Genomic DNA, 24,863 nt, shown 5'->3' with positions numbered 1-24,863 from the left:
CCTCGCAAACGCATGTCGTCGCATTGTTCCACAAAGGTCGTGAAGGCAGCAACGCGCCGGTCTACGTTATGTGCACTCTTGTGAAAAGTCCGTATTCTGGACGCCTTTCTACAGACTTTTCAGCGAGTAACTGCAATGCGGCTGGCTTTATTCGACTTGGACAACACGCTTCTGGGCGGCGACAGCGACCATGCCTGGGGCGATTACCTGTGTGAGCGCGGCTTCCTCGACCCCGTCGCCTACAAGACACGCAACGACGAGTTCTACCAGGACTACCTGGCTGGCAAGCTGGATAACGCCGCCTACCTGAACTTCTGCCTGGAAGTGCTCGGCCGTACCGAAATGGCGACCCTGGATCTGTGGCACAGCGACTACATGCGCGACTGCATCGAACCGATCATGTTGCCCAAGGCGATCGAGTTGCTGGCCAAGCACCGCGATGCCGGTGACAAGCTGGTGATCATCACCGCCACCAACCGCTTCGTGACCGGCCCCATTGCCACACGCCTGGGCGTCGAGACCCTGATCGCCACCGAGTGCGAAATGCAGGACGGGCGTTATACCGGGCGCAGTACCGATGTACCGTGCTTCCGGGAAGGCAAGGTGACGAGGCTGAATCGCTGGTTGGAAGAGACCGGGTACAACCTCGAGGACAGCTACTTTTATAGCGACTCGATGAATGATCTGGCGCTGCTGGAGCAGGTGGCGAATCCGGTGGCGGTCGATCCGGATCCGAACTTGCGGGCTGAGGCTGAGAAGCGTGGCTGGCCGGTGATTAGCTTGCGCGATTAATTGAGCTCCACCCTGTAGGAGCGAGCTTGCTCGCGAAAAACTTAAGGTCGCTGCGGAGAGTCAGGCACCCCGCGTTTTCGTTAACGACCATCGCGAGCAAGCTCGCTCCTACACAGGCTTGGCGCCCATCAACCCGGCAATCGCCACAAAACAGACAAAACTGAACAATGCCAAGGCAAAGGTAAATTTACCCACGCCACCTGGCGCTTTGCGCAATCTATTCAGGCGCACCAGCAACCAGAACCACGCCAACGCCGCGACGGTGTAAAGCACACTGGAAGCCAGCAACCAAGTCTGCCCCAACGGCCAACCCACCAGATGCACCATCCCCCAGCCGGTAAACGGCATGCTCAGCAACGCCACGCCCATCAACAGCCAGATGAACACTCGCGGCCTCTGCAGGGTGCGGCTGCCCGCCGTCGCGTCGCCGCTACGCCGAGCGCGCCAGACCCAGATCCCCAGGCCCAGCGCGCCCAGCAGCAACACCACCGTCGACACCATGTGCGCCGCTTTCAGGGCCGTTAACGTTTCCATCGCCGGTATTCCTTATAGCCTGCCCATCAGCGTAGCCGCTCAGCCAAGAAACAGCTGATAGGCCGGGTTGTCGCTTTCATCCCAGTACGGGTAGCCGATTTCTTCCAGCGCCGCCGGCACCAGGTGACGCTCATCGTGAGGCACTTGCAGGCCCGCGACCACCCGGCCATCAGCCGCACCATGGTTACGATAGTGAAACATCGAGATGTTCCAGCGCCCGCCGAGCTTGTTGAGGAAGTTGAACAGCGCACCCGGACGCTCCGGGAATTCGAAGCGCAGGATCACTTCATCGACCACGTGCGCCGCACGACCGCCGACCATGTGGCGGATGTGCAACTTGGCCAGTTCGTTGTCGGTCAGGTCGACGACCGGGAAGCCCTGCTCGCCCAGGCTGGCGATCAACGCGCGGCGCGGGTCGGTGTCCGGATGGGTCTGCACGCCAACAAAGATGTGCGCTTCGCTGCCGGTGTTGTAGCGGTAGTTGAATTCGGTGATCTGGCGCTTGCCGATGGCTTCGCAGAACGCCTTGAAGCTCCCCGGCTTCTCGGGGATGGTCACGGCGATGATGGCTTCGCGGCCCTCGCCCAGCTCGGCGCGCTCGGCGACATGGCGCAGGCGATCGAAATTGACGTTGGCCCCGGAGTCGATGGCCACGAAGGTCTGGCCGGTGACGCCGCGGGACTCGACGTACTTCTTGATCCCGGCCACGCCCAGGGCGCCGGCAGGTTCGGTGATCGAACGGGTATCGTCGTAGATGTCCTTGATCGCCGCACAGATTTCGTCGGTGCTGACGGTGATGACTTCGTCGACGTAGTCTTTGCAGATCTCAAAGGTGTACTGGCCGATCTGGGCCACCGCGACGCCATCGGCGAAGATGCCCACGGTCGGCAACACCACGCGCTCACCCGCCGCCATGGCGGCCTGCAGGCAATTGGAGTCATCCGGCTCGACGCCGATGACCAAGATGTCCGGTCGCAGGTACTTCACGTAGGCCGCTATCCCGGCGATCAGGCCGCCGCCGCCCACCGGGACGAAGATCGCATCCAGGGGCGCCGGGTGCTGGCGCAAAATCTCCATGGCCACCGTGCCCTGCCCGGCAATGGTGTGGGGATCGTCGTAGGGGTGAATGTAGACGTAGCCTTTTTCGTCGACCAGTTTCAGCGAGTAGGCCAGGGCCTCCGGAAACGAATCGCCGTGCAGCACCACTTTGCCACCGCGCGAACGCACGCCTTCGACCTTGATCTCGGGCGTGGTCTTGGGCATGACGATGGTGGCTTTCACACCCAGGACCTTGGCGGCCAGGGCCAGGCCTTGCGCATGGTTGCCCGCCGAAGCGGTGACCACGCCGCGGGCGCGTTCTTCGTCGCTCAGTTGAGTCAGCTTGTTGTAGGCGCCACGAATCTTGAACGAGAACACCGGCTGCAAGTCTTCACGCTTGAGCAAAATCTCGTTGCCCAGCCGCTCGGAGAGCTGACGGGCAGTCTGCAATGGGGTTTCTACGGCAACGTCATAAACGCGCGAGGTGAGGATCTTTTTGACGTACTGTTCAAGCATCGGAAAGCATCACTGAGCGGGTTGGGCAGGATCAAGGAGTCTAACCCGGCTTTTGGCCGCACGACCACACGAATCAAGAGGTTTTGCCTCGGCATGGGGCTATAATGCTGCCTTTGCGTTCTTACCTTGCCCGCTTCCGGAGCCCGCATGACCCAGGATCAACTCAAACAGGCCGTGGCCCAGGCCGCCGTCGACTTCATCCTCCCGAAACTCGATGACAAGAGCATCGTCGGGGTCGGCACCGGCTCCACCGCCAACTGCTTCATCGACGCCCTGGCCCAGCACAAGGGCGCCTTCGATGGCGCGGTCGCCAGCTCCGAAGCCACCGCGGCACGCCTCAAGGGCCACGGCATTCCGGTGTACGAGCTCAATACAGTCAGCGACCTGGAGTTCTACGTCGACGGCGCCGACGAGAGCGATGAGCACCTGAACCTGATCAAGGGCGGCGGCGCGGCCCTGACCCGCGAGAAAATCGTCGCGGCCGTGGCCAAGACCTTCATCTGCATCGCCGACGCCAGCAAACTGGTGCCGGTCCTCGGCGCATTCCCGTTGCCCGTGGAAGTGATCCCGATGGCGCGCAGCCATGTGGCCCGCCAGCTGGTGAAACTCGGCGGCGACCCGGTCTACCGTGAAGGCGTGTTGACCGACAACGGCAACATCATCCTCGACGTGTTCAACCTGGAGATCACCAACCCGGTCGAGCTGGAATCGCAGATCAATGCGATCGTCGGCGTGGTCACCAACGGCCTGTTCGCGGCGCGTCCGGCGGATCTGCTGTTGCTGGGGACCAGCGAAGGCGTGAAAACCCTGCGCGCCCAATAATACGCAATACCCTTGTAGGAGCTGGCTTGCCAGCGAAGAGGCCATCAAATCCAACATTGATGTTGAATGATCTGCCGCTATCGCTGGCAAGCCAGCTCCTACAGGTTCGTGGTGTTGATTAGGGTTGTGTTGGTTTTTTGAACACGTAAAACAGGTTTGGCTCACTCACCAGGTACATCGTACCGTCGTCGTCCATCGCAATCCCCTCCGCTTGCGGAACGGTCTTTTGCAGACCCTGACGCCCCTTGCTCAGTGACATGGTGCTCAGCGGCCGACCGTCCACATCCAGTTCCATAATCAGCCGCGACTCGTCGGACAGCGCCAGCAAGTGCCCGCTACGCTCGTCGTATTGCAGGCTAGACAGGTCCCGCACAAACATCCCGGCGTCGCGCTTGGGATTGTTGACCACATGCACCGCGTAGGATTTTTCCGGATTGAAATGCGGAAACCCGTGCACTTCGTAGATCAGCATCGGGTCGCGCTCCTTGGCCACGAACAGCCGCTTGCCCACCGAATCATAGGCCAGGCCTTCAAAACCCTTGTTGCCGCTCATGTGCACACCGAGGGTCATCTGTTCCGCGTCCGCGGCGTCGAGGAAGGTGGTGTCATCCTCAAGATGAATCTTGATCAGCCGGTGCTGGTGCTCGTCCGTGACGACGTAAGTGTCGGCGCTGATGAATTCAACGGCCTCCGGATCACCAAACCCGACCAGCGCAATGCGGCGCAGGATCTTGCCATCGAGGGACAACTCGATCAGCTCGCTGTTTTGATTGGTGACGGTAAACAGGCTTTTGCGCACCGGGTCGTAGGTCAGTGCTGACACATCGTCGTGCAGCCCTTCGATGACCTGCCCCTCCAACACCACCCGATACTGATCCAGGCCAATGGACTGGCTGTTCATCGGCTGCCAGAGCGTGTGCAGGTTGAACCAGGCGCGCTCGAACAGGCGCAGGTACTGGCCGACCGCGATCAGTGCGCTCAGGGCAATCACCGACAAGAGCACAAGCAGGGGTTTGGGGCGGGCTAATCGACGCATTCAGGCGGGCTCGGATTCAGAACAGGCGGATGAAATATCACGCCTGCCTGAACTGAAGCTTAATGGCCATTGGCCGCGAAGGACAATCGCGGGATTATTTCTGTTTTTCGAAGCGGTAGAACAGGTTCGGCTCACTCACCATGTACAGCGTACCGGCATCGTCCATGGTCACGCCTTCGGCGCGGGGGATGGTTTTTTCCAGGCCGTTGAATCCACCCAGCAGGGTCATGAAGCTGACTTGCTCGCCCTTCTTGTCCAGTTCCAGCAACAGGTGTGAGTCGGCGGACAGCACCAGCATGTGCCCGGTCCGAGGGTCGATGGCCAGGGCCGACAGGTTGCGCACGTCCAGCGCATGGCTGGCAAGCTTGAGCTTGTCGCCGTTCAGGACCTTGCCATCGCCTTTCCAGGCAAACAGCGCCGGCGGGCGCTCCTCACGGAGCAGCAGTTGCTGGTTCTGCGAATCCCAGGTGACGGCTTCGAAGGCCTTGTTCTGGTCTTTCGACGGGCCGAGGTCGTATTTGGGGAAATCGGCGATGTTCAATTCGCGGGTGTCGGCATCGACCTTGACGATGGTAATGAAGTGTTGACGCTCATCGACAATGGCCAGCAAACCGTTACCCAGCACGGTGACCCCTTCCGGATTGCTCCAACCCACCAGCGGCATCTTGCGCAGCACGTCGCCCTGCAACGTCAACTCGACCAGGAACGGATTCTTGCCCATGACCGAAAACAGGGTCTTGGTCTGTGGGTCGTAGGCGAGGTCCGATGCTTCGTCCTTTTCCATGCCCGGCAACGGCTTGGCGTCTATCACGGCGTGGTAGTCCGGCAGCCAGATACTCTCCTGACGCTCGGCGGCGGTTTCGAAACGCTCTTTCACCCAGAGCAGGCCACGGTCGTCCCAATGCATGGCAAATGCGACGCCGTACGCGACGGCAATGACCAGCAAAAGCCAGAGATACCAGCGCATGACGAAGCGCGAACGGCGGGCAGGTTTAAGCGACGAGAGCGGTTGAGTGGCCATCAGGGCATGCGTTCCAGAGGTTCAGGCTTGGGGTAATAGCACAATTGGGCCCGGCCCAGAGGCCGACAGTCGTGGAATTATCCAGAGACCATGTGAAAAAAACGGGAAATGGCGGGATAGCCCTGTGTAGGCACCGCTACCCCTGTAGGAGCTGGCTTGCCAGCGAAGGCGGTGTAACAGTCAACGAAGATGTTGAATGTCAGGGCCCCTTCGCTGACAAGCCAGCTCCTACAAGGGTTTTTTGTTGCTTAGCGAACGCTGCTGGTGAAGCTGCTGGCGCCCGGCAGTTCCAGGACGATCTCATCGCCGACATTCAGCGGGCCAACACCCACTGGCGTGCCGGTGAGGATCACGTCGCCGGCCTGCAGCGAGAAGCAGCCGGCCATGTGCTGGATCATCGGCACGATCGGGTTGAGCATCGCACTGCTGTTGCCATCCTGGCGCACTTCGCCATTGATGGTCAGGCGAATACCGATGTCGGTCAGGTCGGCGAAGGTGCTGCCAGAGACGAACGGCGCAATCACCGCCGCGCCGTCGAAGGACTTGGCGATTTCCCAGGGCAGGCCCTTGGATTTCAACTCGGCCTGCTTGTCGCGCAGGGTCAGGTCCAGGGCCGGGGCGAAGCCGGAGATGGCGTCGAGCACTTCTTCAACGCTTGGCTTGGTCGACAAGGGCTTGCCAATCAGTACCGCGATTTCCGCTTCGTAATGCACCGAGCCACGCTCGGTCGGAATGCTGAAACCGCCTTCCAGCGGCACCACACAACTGCCCGGCTTGATGAACAGCAGCGGCTCGGTCGGTACCGGATTATCCAGTTCCTTGGCGTGTTCGGCGTAGTTACGGCCGATGCACACCACTTTCCCCAGCGGGAAGTGAATACGCGTGCCGTCGACATACTGGTGCTGATAGCTCATTACCGACTCCTGTTTTTCCGCACTTAAATTAGAAAATCAAACAGCGAAAATCTTGCCTGGGTTCATGATGCCGTTCGGGTCGAACACCGCCTTGACGGCTTTCATATACTCGATCTCGACCGGGGAACGGCTGTAGGTCAAGTAATCCCGCTTGGTCATGCCCACGCCGTGCTCGGCGGAAATCGAACCGTTGTACTTCTCCACGGTTTCGAACACCCACTTGTTGACAGTGGCGCACTTGGCGAAGAACTCGTCCTTGCTCAGGTTATCCGGCTTGAGGATGTTCAAGTGCAGGTTGCCGTCGCCGATGTGGCCGAACCAGACGATTTCGAAGTCCGGGTAGTGTTCGCCGACGATCGCGTCGATTTCCTTGAGGAACGCTGGGACTTTCGACACGGTCACCGAAATGTCGTTCTTGTACGGTGTCCAGTGGGAAATGGTTTCGGAGATGTATTCGCGCAACTTCCACAGGTTCTGCAGCTGGGTTTCGCTCTGGCTCATCACGCCATCCAGTACCCAGCCTTGCTCGACGCAGTGCTCGAAGGTTTCCAGGGCGTGGTTGGCCACTTCTTCGGTGGTCGCTTCGAATTCCAGCAGCGCGTAGAACGGGCAATCGGTTTCGAACGGCGCCGGCACATCACCACGGCCCATGACCTTGGCCAGGGCCTTGTCGGAGAAGAATTCGAAAGCGGTCAGGTCGAGCTTGCCCTGGAAGGCATGCAAAACCGGCATGATCGAGTCGAAATCGGCGGTGCCGAGGACCATGGCGGTGAGGTTTTTCGGCGCACGATCCAGGCGCATGGTCGCTTCGACCACGAAACCGAGGGTGCCTTCGGCGCCGATGAACAGCTGACGCATGTCGTAGCCGGTGGCGTTCTTGATCAGGTCGCGGTTCAGTTCGAGCACGTCGCCCTTGCCGGTGACAACTTTCATGCCGGCCACCCAGTTACGGGTCATGCCGTAGCGAATCACCTTGATCCCGCCGGCATTGGTGCCGATATTGCCGCCAATCTGGCTCGATCCTGCCGACGCGAAGTCTACCGGGTAGTACAGGCCCTTTTCTTCGGCCACGTTCTGCAGGTGCTCGGTCACCACGCCCGGCTGGCACACGGCGGTGCGGTCGGTCAGGTTCACGTCGAGGATCTGGTTCATGTAGTCGAAGGACACGACCACTTCGCCGTTGGCCGCCACCGCAGCAGCAGACAAACCGGTACGACCACCGGACGGCACCAGCGCCACTTTGTGTTTATTGGCCCACAGGACAATGGCCTGGACCTGCTCGGTGGTCTTGGGGAACACGATGGCGGTCGGGGCCGGGGCGAAATGCTTGGTCCAATCCTTACCGTAAGCATTCAGGGAGTCGGCATCGGTCAGCACCTTGCCAGGCTCAACCAGGGTCTTCAGCTCTTCAATCAGGGCAGGATTGGTCATCGACAGAACTCTCGAACAATTCATGGTCATCCTGAGAACGCTTCACGTCGCAGGAATGAGTGTTTAGCGGGGTGCATATGCTAGCATACCGACCCCGCAGCATAGTGCCCAACGGCTGTTCTGCGGCGACGGCATTCTTGTCGTCCGGGTCAGCGTCTGTTGACCATTTCCTGCCATTTTTCTCCGGGATACAGGTTTACGCAGATGAGCAAGACTTCTCTCGATAAGAGCAAGATCAAGTTCCTTCTTCTCGAAGGCGTCCACCAATCGGCTGTCGACGTCCTCAAGGCGGCGGGCTACACCAGCATCGAGTACCTCACAGGTTCTCTGCCGGAAGCCCAGCTCAAGGAAAAGATCGCTGATGCTCACTTCATCGGCATTCGCTCTCGCACTCAACTGACCGAAGAGATCTTCGATCACGCGAAGAAGCTCGTGGCGGTAGGGTGTTTCTGCATCGGCACCAACCAGGTCGACCTGAGCGCTGCCCGCGAGCGCGGTATCGCCGTGTTCAACGCGCCGTACTCCAACACCCGCTCCGTTGCCGAGCTGGTGCTGGCCGAAGCGATCCTGTTGCTGCGCGGTATCCCTGAGAAGAACGCTTCCTGCCACCGTGGCGGCTGGATCAAGAGCGCGGCCAACTCCTTCGAGATCCGCGGCAAGAAGCTGGGCATCGTCGGTTACGGCTCGATCGGCACCCAACTGTCGGTCTTGGCCGAAGGCCTGGGCATGCAGGTGTACTTCTACGACACCGTGACCAAGCTGCCACTGGGTAACGCCACCCAGGTTGGCAACCTGCACGAACTGCTGGGCATGTCCGACATCGTCACCCTGCACGTTCCGGAAACCGCTGCCACCCAGTGGATGATCGGCGAGAAGGAAATCCGCGCCATCAAGAAAGGCGGCATCCTGATCAACGCCGCTCGCGGCACCGTGGTCGAACTGGACGCCCTGGCGGACGCGATCAAGGACAAGCACCTGATCGGCGCGGCCATCGACGTGTTCCCGGTGGAGCCACGCTCCAACGATGAAGAGTTCGAAAGCCCGCTGCGTGGCCTGGACAACGTGATCCTGACCCCGCACATCGGTGGTTCCACCGCCGAGGCGCAGGCCAACATCGGTCTGGAAGTGGCAGAAAAGCTGGTCAAGTACAGCGACAACGGTACGTCGGTATCGTCGGTGAACTTCCCGGAAGTGGCCCTGCCGGCTCACCCTGGCAAGCACCGCCTGCTGCACATCCACGAGAACATCCCGGGTGTGATGAGCGAGATCAACAAGGTCTTCGCCGAAAACGGCATCAACATTTCCGGTCAGTTCCTGCAGACCAACGAGAAAGTCGGCTACGTGGTAATCGACGTAGACGCCGAGTACTCGGACCTGGCGCAACAGAAGCTGCAGCACGTCAACGGCACCATCCGTAGCCGTGTGCTGTTCTAACAGCAGCTTGCAGCGTTAAAAAAGGGAGCCCCTGCGAAGGGGCTCCCTTTTTTTATTTCACATTGACCGTGATCTTCTCCGATACGATTGGCGGATCGAACGGCATGTGGCCGCTGTCGCCCAACTCCAGCTGCAAGGTATGCTTGCCTGGCGTCAGTTTTACCTCAGCCTGGGTCTGCGCCTTGCCGAAGTGCAAGTGGTTGGCATCGTTCGGGATCGGCTGGCCGGCTGCCGGAAGTTCATCGACATCGATCAGCAGGTGGTGGTGACCAGTGTTCTTGGTGACATCACCCGCAGGCGCCAGCGCAATGTTCTCGACAGCGAACTTGACCACGACAGTTTGCGGTACCGTCGCACCGTCTGCCGGAGAAACGATGGACACTTCAGCGCCCTTCGGGGCGGGCGTTGCGGCACTGGCCAACACTGAAACGCCCATCAGCAGGCCAGCGAAAGCAGCACGTGACATAAAGGTTTTCATTCTCTTCTCCAGTTTTTCCGTAAAATTTCCGTGACCATCACAACTTCATGGTCAATCGTTGTCGAAGGCACTCGACAACCATAGCAAAGCGAGCCTGATCCAGAGCGTCGCGATAATGATTTCAAAGGAGTGACCATGCGTTTTCTGCCTGGCCTGATCTGCCTGCTACCCCTTTTGAGCCCGTTGGCTCATGCCGAACTGATTGACGACGTGAACGATCGCGGTGAATTGCGCATTGCCCTTGAGGCAAATACACCGCCCTTCAATTTCAAGAAAGACGGCATTCTTACCGGCTTCGAAGTCGAATTGGGACAAATGTTGGCCAGCGAACTGGATGTGCGCGCCGACTTCGTCGTCACTGACGCCAGTGATCTGCTGACCGGCGTGGAAAGCGGCAAGTACGACGTCGCCATCAATCACATTGCACAGACCCCAGCGCTCAAGGAACGTTTCGACTTCAGCGACACTTACCTGCAAACCAAAGCGCAGTTGATCGCGCAGAAGGAAGAGCCGCAATCAATCCTGCTGGTGCAGTCGCTGACGGAAGAAAAGCCAAAAGCCAACCCGGCCGTAAGCCTGGCGATTCCGTTCCAGAAGGGTAACCCGGCGTTTCACGCCAGCCTGGAAAGCGCGATGCAGCGCATCAAGGCCGATGGCCGCCTGCAAGCGCTGGAGGAGAAATGGTTTCGGGCGGAATCGGGGGCGGCACCCAAGCCCTGAATTCGCGCAATAACCCTTTGGGACCGAGCTTGCTCGCGAAAGCGGTGTGTCAGGCGATATGATTGTCGGCTGACACTACGCCTTCGCGAGCAAGCCCGCTCCCACATAGGTCCTGTGTTGGTAGTTAGTCGAGTGCTGCCAAGGATTGAGCTGCTTCGGCCAATTCCAGCTCACTGAAGACCTGGACGCCATGACGCCTGAGCAGCGCCGCCGTGACCCCTTCGCCAGTGACTTTCACGCCACTGAACGTCCCGTCATAGGTCAGCAGGTTGCCGCATGAGGGGCTGTTGGCCTTGAGGATGGCAATGCGGATGCCGTGCCGTTGCACCAGTTCCAGCGCCTGATAAGCCCCGGACAGAAACTGCGCGCTGACGTCCTCGCCCTCGGTGGTGATCACCGGCGCCCGACCATCGAGCACTTCACCGCCCTGCCCGCCGGGAATCTCCGCCGCCGCCCGGGGCGTTGGCAGGCCACCGGCGACTTCCGGACACAAGGGCACGACCCGATCTTCATCGAGCCACGCCTGAAGCTGATCGAACGGCCCGCTGGCCCCGCCGTCGTAACGTACGCGGTGACCCAGCAGGCAGCGGCTTACCAGTATTTTCTGCATGATCAGAACGGCTCGTTGCCTCGACGCCGAAACCAGCCAGTCAACGACAGGCGCTCACGGCTCGCAGGCAGGACTTCATGGGGGACCTCCCCCGACAGGAACACCACCAGGCACCCACCGACGGGTACCACATCGTATTCTTCGTCCAGGTACATCCGCAATTGACCCCCATGCTCCGGCAGCCAGGCGTCATTGAGGTAGACCACCGCTGACACCATGCGCCGGTCGTCGTCACGAAAACGATCGACGTGCTTGAGGTAGAACGCACCGGGCGGGTACATCGCGAAATGGCTCTCGAAATCCTCGAGCCCCAGGAACAGGCCACGGTTCAGCGCCTCACGCAGGCTGTCCATCAAGCCCAGATAGCTGTCGCAAACCTCGGCCTGGCCGGGCTCGATCCACTGGATATGATCACCGCGAATCCCCTCGCGGATCTCCGACGACGGCCCTCGCCCCACGGCGGCCGGGGCCAGCTCACCCTCGGCGGCACGTTTACGGCACTCGGCCGCCAGCGCTCGGGTCAGATCCTGAGACAGGAAAATATTCTGCTGCGACCAACCGCACGCGGCCAGGTCGTCGACGATTCGTAACAGCAGCGGGTGATCAGAAGGTATTTGCATGGCGCGCATAGTATTCCTGCGCCTGGAAATCCGACAGAGCCACGCAGCGGGTTGATACGAATTCTCGACAAGACTCTATGCCACACGGAGAATAGTCGCCTGCTGACAGGAGTCCCTATGCGCCGTTTGCTTTTCTCCCTGCTGATGCTCTGTGTGATGCCCGCCTGGGCAGACGGCCACGACCAACTGTACAAGGTCGCCGGCTGGCCAGAACAACGCGCGCATTTCAACGACGCCCTCTCGGCCGCCCAACAGCGCTACCAAAGCAGCCTGCCCCCCGCGGTTTTCCAGGCACTGGTCGACAACAGCAATCAACGTTTCGACCCCAAGGCCGTGGACCAGCGTGCCGAGGCGCAGTTGCGCAAGAACCTCGCCGATCCGAAACCGGCGCTGGCGTTTTTTCAATCGCCGCTGGGCAAGAAGATCGTCGCCGCCGAACTGCTCGCGACCCGCCGCGATCAACTGGCGAAAAACGCCAAGGGCTTGCCCAAGATGCAGGCCAGCGACAGCCGCCTGCTGATCATCGGCCACCTGGCCCAGGCCCTGCCTGCGCGCGAGGCTGGCGCGGAAGTCAGCCTGGCGATTGCCGGCGTCGCGGCCGACAGCCTCAGTTCGATGATTCCTGGCCTGCTCGGCGCCGGCCAGGCCCAAGGCATGTTGAACGGGCAGCGTCAGCGCTTGATGGAGCAGATCGGCAGAGATATGAACAACACGCTGCTGTACGTCTATCGCGACCTGTCGGATGAGGAACTGGAAGAGTTCGCCACCTTCGCCGAATCGGCGCAAGGCAAGGCGTATTACCAGGCGGCGCTGGCGGCAATTCGGGCGGGGTTGGCGGTGGGGCAAAGCACTTCCAATCTCAGCCAGTGATTGTTGGCGATAGTTGGATCGCTATCGCCAGCAGGCTAGCTCCCACAGGGGGCCGGTGCATGCAGATCCATTGTGGGAGCCAGCCTGCTGGCGATGAGGCCCTGACAATCGCTACAGATTGCGCCCCTTGATCCGCTTGCTCAAGAACCCGAAATACTCCCCGCGCAACACCAGCGTTTCATTCGCCAGATGATGCCGCGCCTCAGGCAGCATCAATACCTGCGGCCGATCGAACTTGCCCCGCAGCACTTCAAGGTTGTGCTGCCAATCCACGGTCATGTCCGCCTGCCCCTGCACAATCAGCGGCCTGCGCGCGCTCGCCGGCGCCGCTTCGACACGCTTGATCCAGCGCGCCAACGCTCCCACCCAGGCAGTCGGCAGGCGTAGCGGCTGCAGCGGGTCGGCTTGCAGGAATGGCAGAAACGCGGGGTCGCCGGAGTTTTCGCTGAAGCGCCGCGCAATGGCTTTGACGAAAGGCCTGAGCAGGTAATAACTCAGTTGCGACCAGCCCCACGCGCGCGGCCGCACCAGCGGCGCCAACAGGATTACCTGGCCCTGGGCCGGACTGCTCGCCCCGGCATTGAGCACATGATCGACCACGATCGCACCGCCCGTGCTTTGCCCGCACAGGTGCCACGGCTGCGGCAGATCGAGGGACAACGCCTCGGCGAACAACCCTTGCAGGGTGTCCTGATACTCGGCGAAGTCCTTGATGCTCGCCCGCTCGCCGCTGGACAGCCCATGGCCCGGCAAGTCGCAGGCAATCACCGCGAAGCCCTGATCCAGCGCCCATTCGATCACGTGCCGGTAGAGGCCGGTGTGGTCGTAGAAACCGTGGAAGACAAACAGCGTCGCCTTCACCTGCTCTGGCCACCAGACCTGGCTGACCACCTCATAACCATCGACCTTGAAACACCCCAGGCCGCTACGGACATTGCGCGCCGAGAAATCCAGCCCATAGAACCGCTGATAGGCCTGCGCCTCCGCTGACAAGGGCAGCCCCTGCGCCAGTGGCCGCAGGCTGGCACGCAGATGATCGGGGTCGAAGGTCACTGACATGGGCATTCCAGAGCGCGAAACGGACTTTATGGACCTGCGATATTCATCTGTCGCGGCAAGCATGGCAAGCTAGCCGATCCTCAAGGAGTGAACCCATGCGCACGCCCTATCGCGCCGCCCTGCTCGCCAGCCTGCTTGCCCTCGTGTGCGCCGGGGTGCTGTGGGCCGCCTACGACTGGTTCCAGGGGCGTTATCTACGGGCATTCAGCGAGCACACGGCAATGTTCTCCGGCGATCCGCTGCGCCTGCCCGACCACCTGGCCGGCCCCGGCGCCATCCGACTCGTGCACTTCTGGGACCCGGCCTGCCCGTGCAACGTCGGCAACCAGCAACACCTCAGCGAACTGGTTGAACTGTATGAGCCCCAGGGCGTGGAGTTTTATGCCGTGCAAAAGCCCGGCAGCCACGGTCAATTGCCCGGCACCTTGAATACCTTGAAACCCATCAGTGTCCTGCCCGGTTCCGAACAGATCCCCGCCAGCCCCGCCGTGGCGATCTGGGATCGCACCGGCAAACTGGCTTACTTCGGCCCCTACAGCGAAGGCCTGACCTGCAATTCCAGCAACAGTTTTATCGAACCGATCCTGCAAGCGCTGAACGAAGGCCGCGAAGTGAACGCCACGCACACCCTGGCCGTCGGGTGTTACTGCCCCTGGCCTGTCACCCCTACGCAGTAACGCAGACAGCCGACGAGAATCCCTCCTACGGGCGATGGGCCAAACCGGCCTGTCGTGTTAAACAGTCTCGCCAGGGAATTGCTGTCACCGATAACAATAAAAAGGAGTCACCATGAAACGTAGCCTGACCGCGCTCGGTTTGCTGATCGTCGCGCTCGCCGCGGGCGCCGGCTGGTATGTCTACAGCAAGCAGCCGTCACGCCAGGGCATGGTGGAACTGCAACACCTGCAAGGTTCGGTCACCGTGCGTTATGACGAGCGCGGCATCCCGCACATCCGTGCCGACAACGAAACCGACCTGTACCGCGCCTTTGGCTACGTCCACGCCCAGGATCGCCTGTTCCAGATGGAGGTGCTGCGTCGCCTCGCCCGTGGCGAACTGGCCGAGGTGCTCGGGCCGAAGCTGCTCGACACCGACAAGCTGATGCGCAGCCTGCGCATTCGCGAACGTGCCGAAACCTACGTGGCGAACCTGGACAAGCAATCGCCCGCCTTCGTTGCCCTGCAGGCCTACCTGGACGGCATCAACCAGTACCAGGACAGCCACGCCAAACCGGTAGAGTTCGATGTGCTGGGCATCAACAAGCGCCCGTTCACGGCGCAGGACACCGTCAGCATCGCCGGTTACATGGCCTACAGTTTTGCCATGGCGTTTCGCACCGAACCGCTGCTGACCTACGTGCGCGATCAATTGGGTGCCGACTACCTGAGCGTCTTCGATCTCGACTGGCAGCCCAAGGGCGTGCTGGCGAACCGAAACAACAAGGCCCCGTCGCCCCTCGCCAGCGCCGACTGGAAAGACCTCAACGCCCTCGCCCGCCTGAGCGAACAGGTCCTGGCCGACAATGGCCTGCCACAGTTCGAGGGCAGCAATGCCTGGGTGGTGGCCGGCAACCGCACCAAGAGCGGCAAGCCGCTGCTGGCCGGTGACCCGCACATCCGCTTTTCCGCGCCGTCGGTGTGGTACGAAGCGCAGCTCTCGGCGCCGGGATTCGAGCTCTACGGCCATTACCAGGCCTTGATGCCCTTCGCGTCCCTGGGCATGAACCGTGACTTCGGCTGGAGCATCACCATGTTCCAGAACGACGACCTCGACCTGATTGCCGAAAAGCTCAATCCAGATAATCCCAACCAGGTCTGGTACCGCGGCCAGTGGGTGGACATGGTCAGCAGCGAACAGCAGATCGCGGTCAAGGGCCAGGCACCGGTGACCCTGACGCTGCGCCAGTCACCCCATGGTCCGATCGTCAACGATGCGCTGGGCAACGCCGCCGGCAATACGCCGATCGCCATGTGGTGGGGGTTTCTCGAAAGCCAGAACCCGATCATCGAAGGCTTCTACCAGCTCAATCGCGCCGACACCCTGGCCAAGGCCCGTAGCGCCTCTGCGAAGGTCCAGGCTCCCGGTTTGAACATCGTCTGGGCCAATGCCAAGGGCGACATCGGCTGGTGGGCTGCGGCGCAATTGCCCAAGCGCCCTGCCGGAGTGAAGCCGTGGTTCATCCTCGACGGCAGCACGATCGACGCCGACAAGGACGGTTTCTATCCGTTCAGCGCCAACCCGCAGGAAGAGAACCCGGCACGGGGCTATATCGTCTCGGCCAACTTTCAGCCGCTGTCGCCGACGGGGATGGAGATCCCCGGTTATTACAACCTCGCCGACCGAGGCCAGCAGCTCAATCGCCAGCTCAGCGACCAGAAGATCAAGTGGGACCTGGAAAGCAGCCAGGCGCTGCAACTGGGCACCACCACCGCCTACGGCACGCGCCTGTTGGCGCCGCTGCTGCCGACGCTGCGCGAAGTGGTCAGCGATCCTGCAGAGCTCAAGCTGCTTGAGCAGTTGTCCCAGTGGAAGGGTGACTACCCGCTGGAGTCCACCAGCGCCACGCTGTTCAACCAGCTCCTGTTCAACCTGGCTGACGCGGCGATGCACGATGACCTGGGCAATGATTTCTTCGAAACGCTGCTCTCGACCCGGGTGATCGATGCCGCGCTGCCGCGCCTGGCGGCCACGGCGGATTCACCCTGGTGGGACAACCGCAATACCCCCGGCAAGGAAACCCGCGCCGATACCGTCAAGGTTGCGTGGCAGGCCAGCATCGCTCACCTCAAGGCCACGCTGGGTGCCGATTTCTCGCAATGGCAATGGGGCAAAGCGCACACGTTGACCCATGGTCATCCGCTGGGGCAGCAAAAGCCGCTGGACCGGCTCTTCAATGTCGGTCCGTTCGCGGCCCCCGGCACCCATGAAGTGCCGAACAACCTGACATCCAGGATCGGGCCGGCCCCGTGGCCGGTGACGTACGGCCCATCGACCCGGCGCCTGATCGACTTCGCCGACCCGGCCCACAGCCTGACGGTCAACCCGGTCGGCCAGAGCGGCGTGCTGTTCGACAGGCACTTTGACGACCAGGCCGAGGCTTATATCGAGGGGACTTATTTCCAGGCACATCTCAATGATGAAGAGGTGATAGCCAATACGCGCAGTACGTTGAAGCTGTTGCCGGCGCGCAGTGCTCAGTAGATTTGTATTGGCTGGACTGGCCTCATCGCCAGCAGGCTGGCTCCCACAGTGGTCCTGTGCATGCAGACCCATTGTGGGAGCCAGCCTGCTGGCGATGAGGCCCTCACAGGCAACACCAATCACCGCTCAAACCACCGCCGCAAAATTCTGCCTGAACTGCTGCGGCGTCACCCCCAGCCTGCGGTTGAACACGCTGCGCATGTGCTGCGCATCGCGGAATCCGCACTGATAGGCCACGGTCTTGAGCGGCGCCAGGGTGCTTTCCAGCAGCACCCGCGCCGCATCCACCCGCGCCCGCTCGACAAACTCGGCCGGGGTGATTTTCGCTTCCTTGGCAAATACGCGGGAAAAATTGCGCGCGCTCATGTTGGCGGCATTGGCCAGGTCGGCGATGGTCAGGTCGCCCGTCAGGTTCGCCAACACGTAATGCTGAACCATCGCCACGGCAGAGGTCGGCTCAGCGTGAGGCGTAAGGAACGGGCTGAACTGTGACTGCCCGCCCGAGCGCTGGGTGAATACCACCAGTCGTTTTGCCACGCTCAAGGCCACGTCCGGCCCGTGATCGCGCCCCAGCAGATACAGCGACAGATCGATCCCTGCCGTCACCCCGGCCGAGGTGAACAGTTCGCCGTCCTGAACGTAAAGCCGATCGGCTTCGACCTGAGTCGTCGGACACAAGTCAGCCAATGCCGCGGCATCACCCCAATGGGTAGTCACCGTGCGCCCTTCCAGCAAACCCGCCCGGGCGAGCATGAACGCGCCGTTGCAGATCGAGCCAAAACGTTGCGCCCGCGCGCAGGCGTCGCGCAGCCAGGAATCGAACACGACGCCGAAGGTCGTGAAGGGCAATTGCGGTCCGCCGGCCACCAGCAGCAGGTCATAGGGCTCCAGCGCTTCGCTGAAATGCCGATGGGCGTTCAGCGCCAAACCGTTGGAACACGCCATCACCCCGCGCTCCACGCCAATCACCTCGAGCCGGTAGTGATCCTCGGGGGCGAGGAACCGGTTGGCTTCGGAAAACACATCCATGGGGCCGGTGACGTCCAGCGACTGGACGCCGGCGAAGACCACGATGGCGACGGTTTTGCTCATGGTTCGAAACGCCTCTCATGGCATTGATCACAACGTTCACCTGCAGGAGCGAGCCTGCTCGCGATGGACGTCAACGATGACACGGGCTGCCTGGATGATCGCGGCGCTCTTGCGCACATCGCGAGCACTCGAGCGTCGACCGGCTGCTCCTACAGGGTTTGCATGCACCCTAGCCAATCCCTGCCCAACAAGCGAGGTTGGCGCGATATGCATGCTCATTGGCAAGGATCGCAGCCATGGATCGATTGTCCCGTTTGCCGGCCTCGAACAGACTTTAACCCTCAGCGCCACCTCGGCGTTCACCTTGAGGAAAAGCCCATGAGCACCACTATCGCCGGCATCAAGATCCCCGACAGCGCCCTGGCCAAAGCCACCACCGAATACATCCGCGACATCGAATCCGACCTGCTCTACCACCACTCGCGCCGGGTGTTTCTGTTCGGCGCGCTGAGCGGCGAGCGCAAGCAACTGGCCTACAACCCGGAGCTTTTGTACGTGGGCGCGATGTTCCATGACCTGGGCCTGGTGGAAGGTTATCGCAGCGACAACGAGCGCTTCGAAGTCGACGGCGCGAATGCGGCGGCCGCGTTTCTCAAGCCTTACGGGTTCAGCGATGACGACATCGAGCAGGTCTGGCTGTCGATCGCCCTCCACACCACGCCGGGGGTGCCGCAACACCTGCGACCAACCGTGGCGCTGGTAACCGCTGGCGTTGAAATGGACGTGCTGGGCATGGACTACGCGGCGTTTCCCACCGTGCAGCGTGAAGCGGTGGTGCATGCGCATCCACGGGGCGAAGGGTTCAAGGAGTGCATCATCTGCGCCTTTGCCAACGGCTTGCGCCATCGTCCGCAGACCACGTTCGGCAATGTGAAGACCGATGTATTGATGGATCAGGAGCCGGGGTTCAAGCCGATGAACTTCGTTGACGTCATCCGCAAATCCCCTTGGGCTGCATAAATCCCCTGTAGGAGCCGGCTTGCTGGCGATGGTGTGCCAGTCGAAATCAATGTGACTGATACACCATCGCCAGCAAGCCGGCTCCTACAGAGAGGTACGGGTTGGCCACAAGATTGTGGTCAACCCGACATCAGGCTCAAGCCGCTTCCGGCTGCGCGCGACGCACGTCCGGTTGCTTCCACGAATCGGCGGCGCTTTCTTCGATGGCTTGCTGGATCGCACGCTTGCGCGCTTCTTCGGCGCGACGGCTGAAGAACCAGACCAGGAAGGTCATCAGCGACACCGCCAGCAGAATCAGGCTGGCCACGGCATTGATTTCCGGTTTCACACCCAGGCGCACCGCCGAGAACACTTCCATCGGCAAGGTGGTGGAACCCGGGCCCGACACGAAGCTCGCCAACACCAGGTCATCCAGCGACAGGGCAAACGACATCATGCCACCGGCACCCAGGGATGGCGCGATCATCGGGATGGTGATCAGGAAGAACACCTTCCACGGCCGCGCACCCAGGTCCATGGCCGCCTCTTCGATGGACAGGTCCAGCTCACGCAAGCGCGCCGACACCACCACCGCCACATACGCCGCACAGAACGTGGTGTGGGCGATCCAGATGGTGACGATGCCACGCTCCTGTGGCCAGCCGATCATCTGCGCCATGGCCACGAACAGCAGCAACAGCGACAGACCGGTGATCACTTCGGGCATTACCAGCGGCGCGGTGACCAGGCCCCCGAACAGGGTACGACCCTTGAAGTGGGTGATCCGGGTCAGCACGAATGCCGCCAGCGTACCGAGCGCTACCGCGGCAATCGCCGTGTAGCAGGCGATTTCCAGCGAGCGCACCACCGAGCCCATCAGTTGGGTGTTATCCATCAGGCCGACGTACCACTTGATCGACCAGCCACCCCACACCGTCACCAGTTTCGAGGCGTTGAACGAGTAGATCACCAGGATCAGCATCGGCAGGTAGATGAACAGCAATCCTGCTACCAGCATGAAACTCGAGAAACGGAAGCGCTTCATTCCTTGCCCTCCATCTCTTTGGCTTGGCTACGGTTGAACAGGATGATCGGCACGATCAGGATCGCCAGCATCACCACCGCCAGGGCGGATGCCACCGGCCAGTCACGGTTGTTGAAGAACTCTTGCCAGAGCACTTTACCGATCATCAGGGTCTCCGGACCACCGAGCAGTTCCGGGATCACGAACTCACCCACGACCGGGATGAACACCAGCATGCAGCCGGCGATGATGCCGTTTTTCGACAGCGGAATGGTGATCTTCCAGAAGCTGTTGAAGGTGCTCGAACCCAGGTCGGACGCGGCTTCCAGCAGGCTGTTGTCGTGCTTCACCAGGTTGGCGTACAGCGGCAGGATCATGAACGGCAGATAGGAGTAGACGACACCAATGTAAACCGCGAGGTTGGTGTTGAGAATCTGCAGTGGCTCGTCGATCCAGCCCATGGTCATCAGGAAACCGTTGAGCAGGCCGTTGTTGCTGAGGATACCCATCCACGCATACACGCGGATCAGGATCGCGGTCCAGGTCGGCATCATGATCAGCAGCACCAGCACCGTTTGCATCTCTTTGCGGGCACTGGCGATGGCGTAGGCCATCGGATAGCCGATCAGCAGGCAGAGGATGGTGCTGATCAGCGCCATCTTCAACGAGCCGAGGTAGGCGGCGATGTACAACTCGTCGTCGCCGAGCATCGCGTAGTTGCCCAGGTTCAGCAGCACCTGCAGCTTCTGTTCGGCGTAGCTGTAGATCTCGGTGTACGGCGGAATGGCCACGTCGGCTTCAGCGAAGCTGATCTTCAGGACGATGAAGAACGGCAGCATGAAGAACAGGAACAGCCAGATGAAGGGAACCCCGATGACCAGTTGGCGGCCACCGGGAATTATTCGATTGAGGCGGCGTTTGAATTTGCGCATGTTCATGAGCGAAGTACCACGCCGCTATCGTCTTCCCAGTACACGTAGACCTGGTCACCCCAGGTCGGCCGCTGGCCACGGCGCTCGGCGTTGGCGACGAACGACTGGACGATCTTGCCGCTCGGCAATTCGACGTAGAACACCGAGTGACCGCCCAGGTAGGCGATATCGTGGACCTTGCCGCTGGACCAGTTGTATTCGCAGGTCGGCATGGTCGGGGTGACGAGCAGCTTTTCCGGACGGATCGCGTAGGTCACGGACTTGTCCTGCACCGAGGTGCTGATGCCGTGGCCGACATAGATCTTCCGGTCGAGGTCCTTGCAGGTGATGATCGCGTGGCCTTCGGCGTCGTCGATCACTTCACCGTCGAAGATGTTGACGTTACCGATGAATTCGCAGACCAGGCGGCTGGTCGGGGTTTCGTAGATGTCGATCGGGCTGCCGATCTGGGCGATCCAGCCCAGGTGCATGATCGCGATTCGCTCGGCCATGGTCATGGCCTCTTCCTGGTCGTGGGTCACCATGACGCAGGTTACGCCCACGCGCTCGATGATCTCCACCAGCTCCAGCTGCATTTGCGAACGCAGTTTTTTATCCAGCGCGCCCATCGGCTCATCGAGCAACAGCAGCTTCGGCCGCTTGGCCAGGGAACGGGCCAGGGCCACACGCTGACGCTGGCCGCCGGACAACTGGTGCGGCTTGCGCTTGGCGTACTGGCTCATCTGCACCAGCTTGAGCATGTCGGCTACGCGGGCATCGATTTCCGCGGACGGCAGCTTGTCCTGCTTGAGGCCGAAAGCGATGTTCTGCGCCACGGTCATGTGCGGGAACAGGGCGTAGGACTGGAACATCATGTTGATCGGCCGCTCGTACGGCGGCATGTCGGTGATGTCTACGCCATCGAGGAAGATGCGCCCCTCGGTCGGTCGTTCGAAGCCGGCCAGCATGCGCAGCAAGGTGGATTTGCCCGATCCCGAACCGCCGAGCAAGGCGAAGATCTCGCCTTTCTTGATTTCCAGGGACACATCGTCCACGGCAATCGTCTCGTCGAACTTCTTCGTGACCCGGTCGATTTTGACCAGCACCTGTTTAGGTGACTGGTCGCCCTCGAGGGCTTTCTTATAGGCGCCGGAGGCAACTGCCATTTACGAAACTCCCAAAAAAAAGAGTGCAGTTCGCTCAAGGTGAGCCAACCTTGGATAGTTTGAGCCTTGAAGCTATTTGCCCGACTTGACCTTGGTCCAGCTGCGGGTCATCAAACGTTGAATGTTTGGCGGTAGTTCGATGGACACGTAGGTCTTGTCGAGTACCGATTGCGGTGGATAAACCGATTCGTCGGTGCGAATCGACTGTTCCATCAGTTTGTCCGACGCCGGGTTAGGGTTGGCGTAGCCAACGTAGTCACTGACTTGAGCGATCACCTCGGGTTTCAACAGATAGTTGATGAACGCGTGGGCTTCCTTGACGTTGGCCGCATCCTTCGGAATGGCCAGCATGTCGAACCACAGCGCGCCGCCTTCCTTGGGAATCGAGTAGACGATGTCCACGCCTTTCTTGGCTTCGGCCGCGCGGTTGCGGGCCTGGAACATGTCGCCGGAGAAGCCGATCGCCACGCAGATATCGCCGTTGGCCAGGTCCGCGATGTATTTGGAGGAGTGGAAGTAAGTCACGTAAGGCCGCACCGCCAGCAACTTGGCTTCAGCCTTTTTGTAATCTTCGGGGTTGGTGCTGTTGGGGTCCAGGCCCAGGTAATTGAGGACCGTGGGCATCATTTCATCGGCGGAATCGAGGAACGCCACTCCGCAACCGTGCAGCTTCTTGATGTTCTCCGGCTCGAAGACCGCGGCCCAGGAGTCGATCTTGTCAACGCCCAGCACAGCCTTGATCTTCTCGGGGTTGTAACCGATGCCGTTGGTGCCCCACAAGTACGGCACGGCGTACAGGTTACCCGGATCGTTTTGCTCCAGGCGCTTGAGCAGCACCGGATCGAGGTTCGAGTAATCCGGCAACTGCGACTTGTCGAGCTTCTGGAAAGCCCCGGCCTTGATCTGCTTGCCGAGGAAATGGTTGGACGGCACCACCACGTCGTACCCGGTGCGCCCGGCCAGCAACTTGCCTTCCAGGGTTTCGTTGGAATCGAATACGTCGTAGACCGGCTTGATCCCAGTGGCTTTCTGGAAGTCGGCCAGGGTGGTCTCGCCGATGTAATCCGACCAATTATAAATATGCACGGTACCGGCAGCCTGGACACTGGCAGCCAGTGTCAGTCCGGCGCCGATCAACATGGCATTGCGCAACAAAGAAAAAATAGGCAAGTGGAGGTCCTCTAAAATGAGTTGGGCTCAAGTTGCCCCGCGTTACATGACAGCCACCGCTGCCTGGCAACTAAACCGGCGCGCAACTTACCCTCGAAAAACCGTTCCAGCAAACTTTATGAAGACCCTTGTAGGAGCGAGCTTGCTCGCGATGGTCGTCAACGATAACGCTGGGTGCCTGACACCCCGCGGCGTTCCGATTTTTTTCGCGAGCAAGCTCGCTCCTACAGAGGTTTTACTTACTTCTTATTTACCGGATTTGATCTTGGTCCAGCTGCGGGTCATGATCCGCTGGGTCGCGGCCGGCAAGTCGGCAATCGCGTACAGCTTGGCCAGCACGTCCGCCGGCGGGTAAACGCCCGGGTCACCGGTGATTTCTTTATCCACCAGTGGCGTGGCCGCCGCGTTACCGTTCGGGAAACGCACGGCGTTGGTGATTTCAGCCATGATTTCCGGCTTCTGCAGGAAGGTCATGAACTTGTAGGCGCCTTCGACGTTTTCGGCATCTTTAGGAATGGCGACCATGTCGTAGAAGCTGCCTGCACCTTCTTTCGGAATGTTGTAGCTGACTTTCACCTTGTCACCGGCTTCAGCCGCGCGGGACTTGGCCTGGTAGATGTCACCCGAGTAACCCACGGCCACGCAGATGTTGCCGTTGGCGAGGTCGGAAATGTACTTGGACGAGTGGAAGTAGGCGATCGAAGGACGGACCTTCATGATCAGCGCTTCAGCCTTGTCGATGTCTTCTTTCTTCTGGCTGTCGGTTGGCAGGCCCAGGTAATGCAGCGCCACCGGAATCATCTCGGTTGGCGAGTCCAGCAGGCTGATACCGCAGGCTTTGAGCTTGGCGGCGTTCTCCGGCTTGAAGATCAGGTCCCAGGAATCGACCGGTGCATCGGCACCCAGTGCTGCCTTGACCTTCTCGGCGTTGAAGCCGATACCGATCGAACCCCACATGTACGGGAAAGCGTGTTCGTTGCCCGGGTCGCTGACCGATACGGCCTTGAGCAGGTCAGTGTTCAGGTTTTTCCAGTTAGGCAGCTTGGATTTGTCCAGCTTTTGGTAAACGCCGGCCTTGATCTGCTTGGCCAGGAAGTTGTTCGACGGCACGACGATGTCGTAACCGGACTTGCCCGCCAGCAACTTGGCTTCGAGGGTTTCGTTACTGTCGAAAACGTCGTAGACAACTTTGATGCCCGACTCGTCTTCGAATTTCTTGATGGTGTCCGGGGCGATGTAATCAGACCAGTTATACACGTGCAGAACTTTATCATCCGCCTGAACCGCGCCCGCCATCAAGCCCATCAGGGACATGGCGAGGAGGGTCTTGCCAGCAAGCTTTTTTCCTAATGCCTTCATGCGTAATGCTCCAAATTTTTCTTTTTTGAACCACTTTGTTCAGCGGCCGAACCCGGACAACTGGAACCGCGGCTAGTCTGGCAAGATCCGAGGCGGTCTTTCAAGG

24 protein-coding genes are annotated in these 24,863 nt (G+C 60.6%); 8 read left to right on the top strand and 16 right to left on the bottom strand.

Going from position 1 to position 24,863, the window contains the following annotated elements; all coding sequences use genetic code 11:
* Positions 1 to 135: 135 nt before the first annotated feature.
* Entirely contained in the window at positions 136 to 792 is a 657-nt protein-coding gene (locus ACYP2Q_RS10445; RefSeq protein WP_459730374.1) for a histidinol-phosphatase, read from the top strand.
* 108 nt (positions 793 to 900) lie between these two features.
* On the opposite strand, the gene ACYP2Q_RS10440 is transcribed toward ACYP2Q_RS10445, so the two are convergent.
* A complete protein-coding gene (locus ACYP2Q_RS10440) occupies positions 901 to 1,326 on the bottom strand; it encodes a DUF2269 domain-containing protein (protein ID WP_459730373.1) in 426 nt (141 codons plus the stop codon).
* A 39-nt stretch (positions 1,327 to 1,365) separates the two neighbouring features.
* A complete protein-coding gene (ilvA, locus tag ACYP2Q_RS10435) occupies positions 1,366 to 2,880 on the bottom strand; it encodes a threonine ammonia-lyase, biosynthetic (protein WP_459730372.1) in 1,515 nt (504 codons plus the stop codon).
* Positions 2,881 to 3,027: 147 nt separating this feature from the next.
* Between ilvA and rpiA the strand changes: the two genes are divergently transcribed.
* Positions 3,028 to 3,702, top strand: a complete 675-nt coding sequence (gene rpiA, locus ACYP2Q_RS10430) for a ribose-5-phosphate isomerase RpiA (protein WP_046818391.1) — start codon at positions 3,028 to 3,030, stop codon at positions 3,700 to 3,702.
* A gap of 118 nt (positions 3,703 to 3,820) precedes the next feature.
* Here the strand turns inward: rpiA and ACYP2Q_RS10425 are convergent, their stop codons facing one another.
* The 4 genes from ACYP2Q_RS10425 to ACYP2Q_RS10410 form a co-directional block, all read right to left on the bottom strand.
* Positions 3,821 to 4,738 carry an SdiA-regulated domain-containing protein gene (locus tag ACYP2Q_RS10425; RefSeq protein WP_459730371.1) on the bottom strand — a complete coding sequence of 306 codons (918 nt, stop codon included), beginning with the start codon at positions 4,736 to 4,738 and terminating at the stop codon, positions 3,821 to 3,823.
* Positions 4,739 to 4,832: 94 nt separating this feature from the next.
* On the bottom strand, positions 4,833 to 5,759 hold the full coding sequence (locus tag ACYP2Q_RS10420; RefSeq protein WP_459730370.1) for an SdiA-regulated domain-containing protein: 927 nt from the start codon (positions 5,757 to 5,759) through the stop codon (positions 4,833 to 4,835).
* 248 nt (positions 5,760 to 6,007) lie between these two features.
* Positions 6,008 to 6,673, bottom strand: a complete 666-nt coding sequence (locus tag ACYP2Q_RS10415) for a fumarylacetoacetate hydrolase family protein (RefSeq protein ID WP_020797317.1) — start codon at positions 6,671 to 6,673, stop codon at positions 6,008 to 6,010.
* A 36-nt stretch (positions 6,674 to 6,709) separates the two neighbouring features.
* Complete coding sequence (locus tag ACYP2Q_RS10410) at positions 6,710 to 8,104, bottom strand: FAD-binding oxidoreductase (protein ID WP_459730369.1); 1,395 nt, start codon at positions 8,102 to 8,104, stop codon at positions 6,710 to 6,712.
* 204 nt (positions 8,105 to 8,308) lie between these two features.
* On the opposite strand from ACYP2Q_RS10410, the gene serA reads away from it, so the two are divergent.
* Positions 8,309 to 9,538 (top strand): phosphoglycerate dehydrogenase, encoded by a 1,230-nt coding sequence (serA, locus tag ACYP2Q_RS10405; RefSeq protein ID WP_020797315.1) that lies wholly within the window; start codon positions 8,309 to 8,311, stop codon positions 9,536 to 9,538.
* Between the two features lie 52 nt (positions 9,539 to 9,590).
* Here the strand turns inward: serA and ACYP2Q_RS10400 are convergent, their stop codons facing one another.
* Positions 9,591 to 10,016 carry a DUF4399 domain-containing protein gene (locus tag ACYP2Q_RS10400; protein WP_459730368.1) on the bottom strand — a complete coding sequence of 142 codons (426 nt, stop codon included), beginning with the start codon at positions 10,014 to 10,016 and terminating at the stop codon, positions 9,591 to 9,593.
* Between the two features lie 135 nt (positions 10,017 to 10,151).
* Between ACYP2Q_RS10400 and ACYP2Q_RS10395 the strand changes: the two genes are divergently transcribed.
* Complete coding sequence (locus ACYP2Q_RS10395; RefSeq protein ID WP_459730367.1) at positions 10,152 to 10,736, top strand: transporter substrate-binding domain-containing protein; 585 nt, start codon at positions 10,152 to 10,154, stop codon at positions 10,734 to 10,736.
* 124 nt (positions 10,737 to 10,860) lie between these two features.
* On the opposite strand, the gene ACYP2Q_RS10390 is transcribed toward ACYP2Q_RS10395, so the two are convergent.
* Both ACYP2Q_RS10390 and ACYP2Q_RS10385 read right to left on the bottom strand, forming a co-directional pair.
* Positions 10,861 to 11,346 carry a 2-thiouracil desulfurase family protein gene (locus ACYP2Q_RS10390; RefSeq protein ID WP_459730366.1) on the bottom strand — a complete coding sequence of 162 codons (486 nt, stop codon included), beginning with the start codon at positions 11,344 to 11,346 and terminating at the stop codon, positions 10,861 to 10,863.
* A 2-nt stretch (positions 11,347 to 11,348) separates the two neighbouring features.
* Entirely contained in the window at positions 11,349 to 11,975 is a 627-nt protein-coding gene (locus tag ACYP2Q_RS10385; protein WP_459730365.1) for a 2OG-Fe(II) oxygenase, read from the bottom strand.
* A gap of 108 nt (positions 11,976 to 12,083) precedes the next feature.
* Between ACYP2Q_RS10385 and ACYP2Q_RS10380 the strand changes: the two genes are divergently transcribed.
* Positions 12,084 to 12,836 carry a DUF2059 domain-containing protein gene (locus tag ACYP2Q_RS10380; RefSeq protein WP_459730364.1) on the top strand — a complete coding sequence of 251 codons (753 nt, stop codon included), beginning with the start codon at positions 12,084 to 12,086 and terminating at the stop codon, positions 12,834 to 12,836.
* A 111-nt stretch (positions 12,837 to 12,947) separates the two neighbouring features.
* Here the strand turns inward: ACYP2Q_RS10380 and bipL are convergent, their stop codons facing one another.
* On the bottom strand, positions 12,948 to 13,895 hold the full coding sequence (bipL, locus tag ACYP2Q_RS10375) for a phospholipase BipL (RefSeq protein ID WP_459730363.1): 948 nt from the start codon (positions 13,893 to 13,895) through the stop codon (positions 12,948 to 12,950).
* Between the two features lie 95 nt (positions 13,896 to 13,990).
* Here bipL and ACYP2Q_RS10370 point away from each other — a divergent pair, with 95 nt between their 5' ends.
* Both ACYP2Q_RS10370 and ACYP2Q_RS10365 read left to right on the top strand, forming a co-directional pair.
* Positions 13,991 to 14,572 (top strand): DUF6436 domain-containing protein, encoded by a 582-nt coding sequence (locus tag ACYP2Q_RS10370; RefSeq protein ID WP_459730362.1) that lies wholly within the window; start codon positions 13,991 to 13,993, stop codon positions 14,570 to 14,572.
* A gap of 112 nt (positions 14,573 to 14,684) precedes the next feature.
* Positions 14,685 to 17,096 (top strand): penicillin acylase family protein, encoded by a 2,412-nt coding sequence (locus ACYP2Q_RS10365; RefSeq protein ID WP_459730361.1) that lies wholly within the window; start codon positions 14,685 to 14,687, stop codon positions 17,094 to 17,096.
* 126 nt (positions 17,097 to 17,222) lie between these two features.
* Here the strand turns inward: ACYP2Q_RS10365 and ACYP2Q_RS10360 are convergent, their stop codons facing one another.
* Positions 17,223 to 18,188: a GlxA family transcriptional regulator gene (locus ACYP2Q_RS10360; RefSeq protein WP_459730360.1), complete on the bottom strand. Its 966-nt coding sequence runs from the start codon at positions 18,186 to 18,188 to the stop codon at positions 17,223 to 17,225.
* Positions 18,189 to 18,506: 318 nt separating this feature from the next.
* On the opposite strand from ACYP2Q_RS10360, the gene ACYP2Q_RS10355 reads away from it, so the two are divergent.
* Positions 18,507 to 19,148, top strand: a complete 642-nt coding sequence (locus ACYP2Q_RS10355) for an HD domain-containing protein (RefSeq protein WP_459730359.1) — start codon at positions 18,507 to 18,509, stop codon at positions 19,146 to 19,148.
* 136 nt (positions 19,149 to 19,284) lie between these two features.
* Here ACYP2Q_RS10355 and ACYP2Q_RS10350 read toward each other — a convergent pair whose 3' ends face one another.
* From ACYP2Q_RS10350 to ACYP2Q_RS10330, 5 genes are all read right to left on the bottom strand, one after another.
* Complete coding sequence (locus ACYP2Q_RS10350; protein WP_459730358.1) at positions 19,285 to 20,172, bottom strand: ABC transporter permease subunit; 888 nt, start codon at positions 20,170 to 20,172, stop codon at positions 19,285 to 19,287.
* Positions 20,169 to 21,050 carry an ABC transporter permease subunit gene (locus ACYP2Q_RS10345; RefSeq protein WP_459730626.1) on the bottom strand — a complete coding sequence of 294 codons (882 nt, stop codon included), beginning with the start codon at positions 21,048 to 21,050 and terminating at the stop codon, positions 20,169 to 20,171. Before ACYP2Q_RS10345 ends, ACYP2Q_RS10350 begins: the two co-directional genes overlap by 4 nt.
* A 35-nt stretch (positions 21,051 to 21,085) precedes the next feature.
* Positions 21,086 to 22,228, bottom strand: a complete 1,143-nt coding sequence (locus ACYP2Q_RS10340) for an ABC transporter ATP-binding protein (RefSeq protein WP_459730357.1) — start codon at positions 22,226 to 22,228, stop codon at positions 21,086 to 21,088.
* Positions 22,229 to 22,300: 72 nt separating this feature from the next.
* Positions 22,301 to 23,398 (bottom strand): polyamine ABC transporter substrate-binding protein, encoded by a 1,098-nt coding sequence (locus ACYP2Q_RS10335; protein ID WP_459730356.1) that lies wholly within the window; start codon positions 23,396 to 23,398, stop codon positions 22,301 to 22,303.
* Between the two features lie 246 nt (positions 23,399 to 23,644).
* Positions 23,645 to 24,757, bottom strand: a complete 1,113-nt coding sequence (locus tag ACYP2Q_RS10330; protein ID WP_459730355.1) for a polyamine ABC transporter substrate-binding protein — start codon at positions 24,755 to 24,757, stop codon at positions 23,645 to 23,647.
* Positions 24,758 to 24,863: the final 106 nt, after the last annotated feature.

The sequence above is a fragment of the Pseudomonas sp. MHK4 genome, assembly GCF_054600775.1.
Note: the sequence above shows the minus strand (reverse complement) of the source record. Positions and strands in the feature narration are given on the sequence as shown.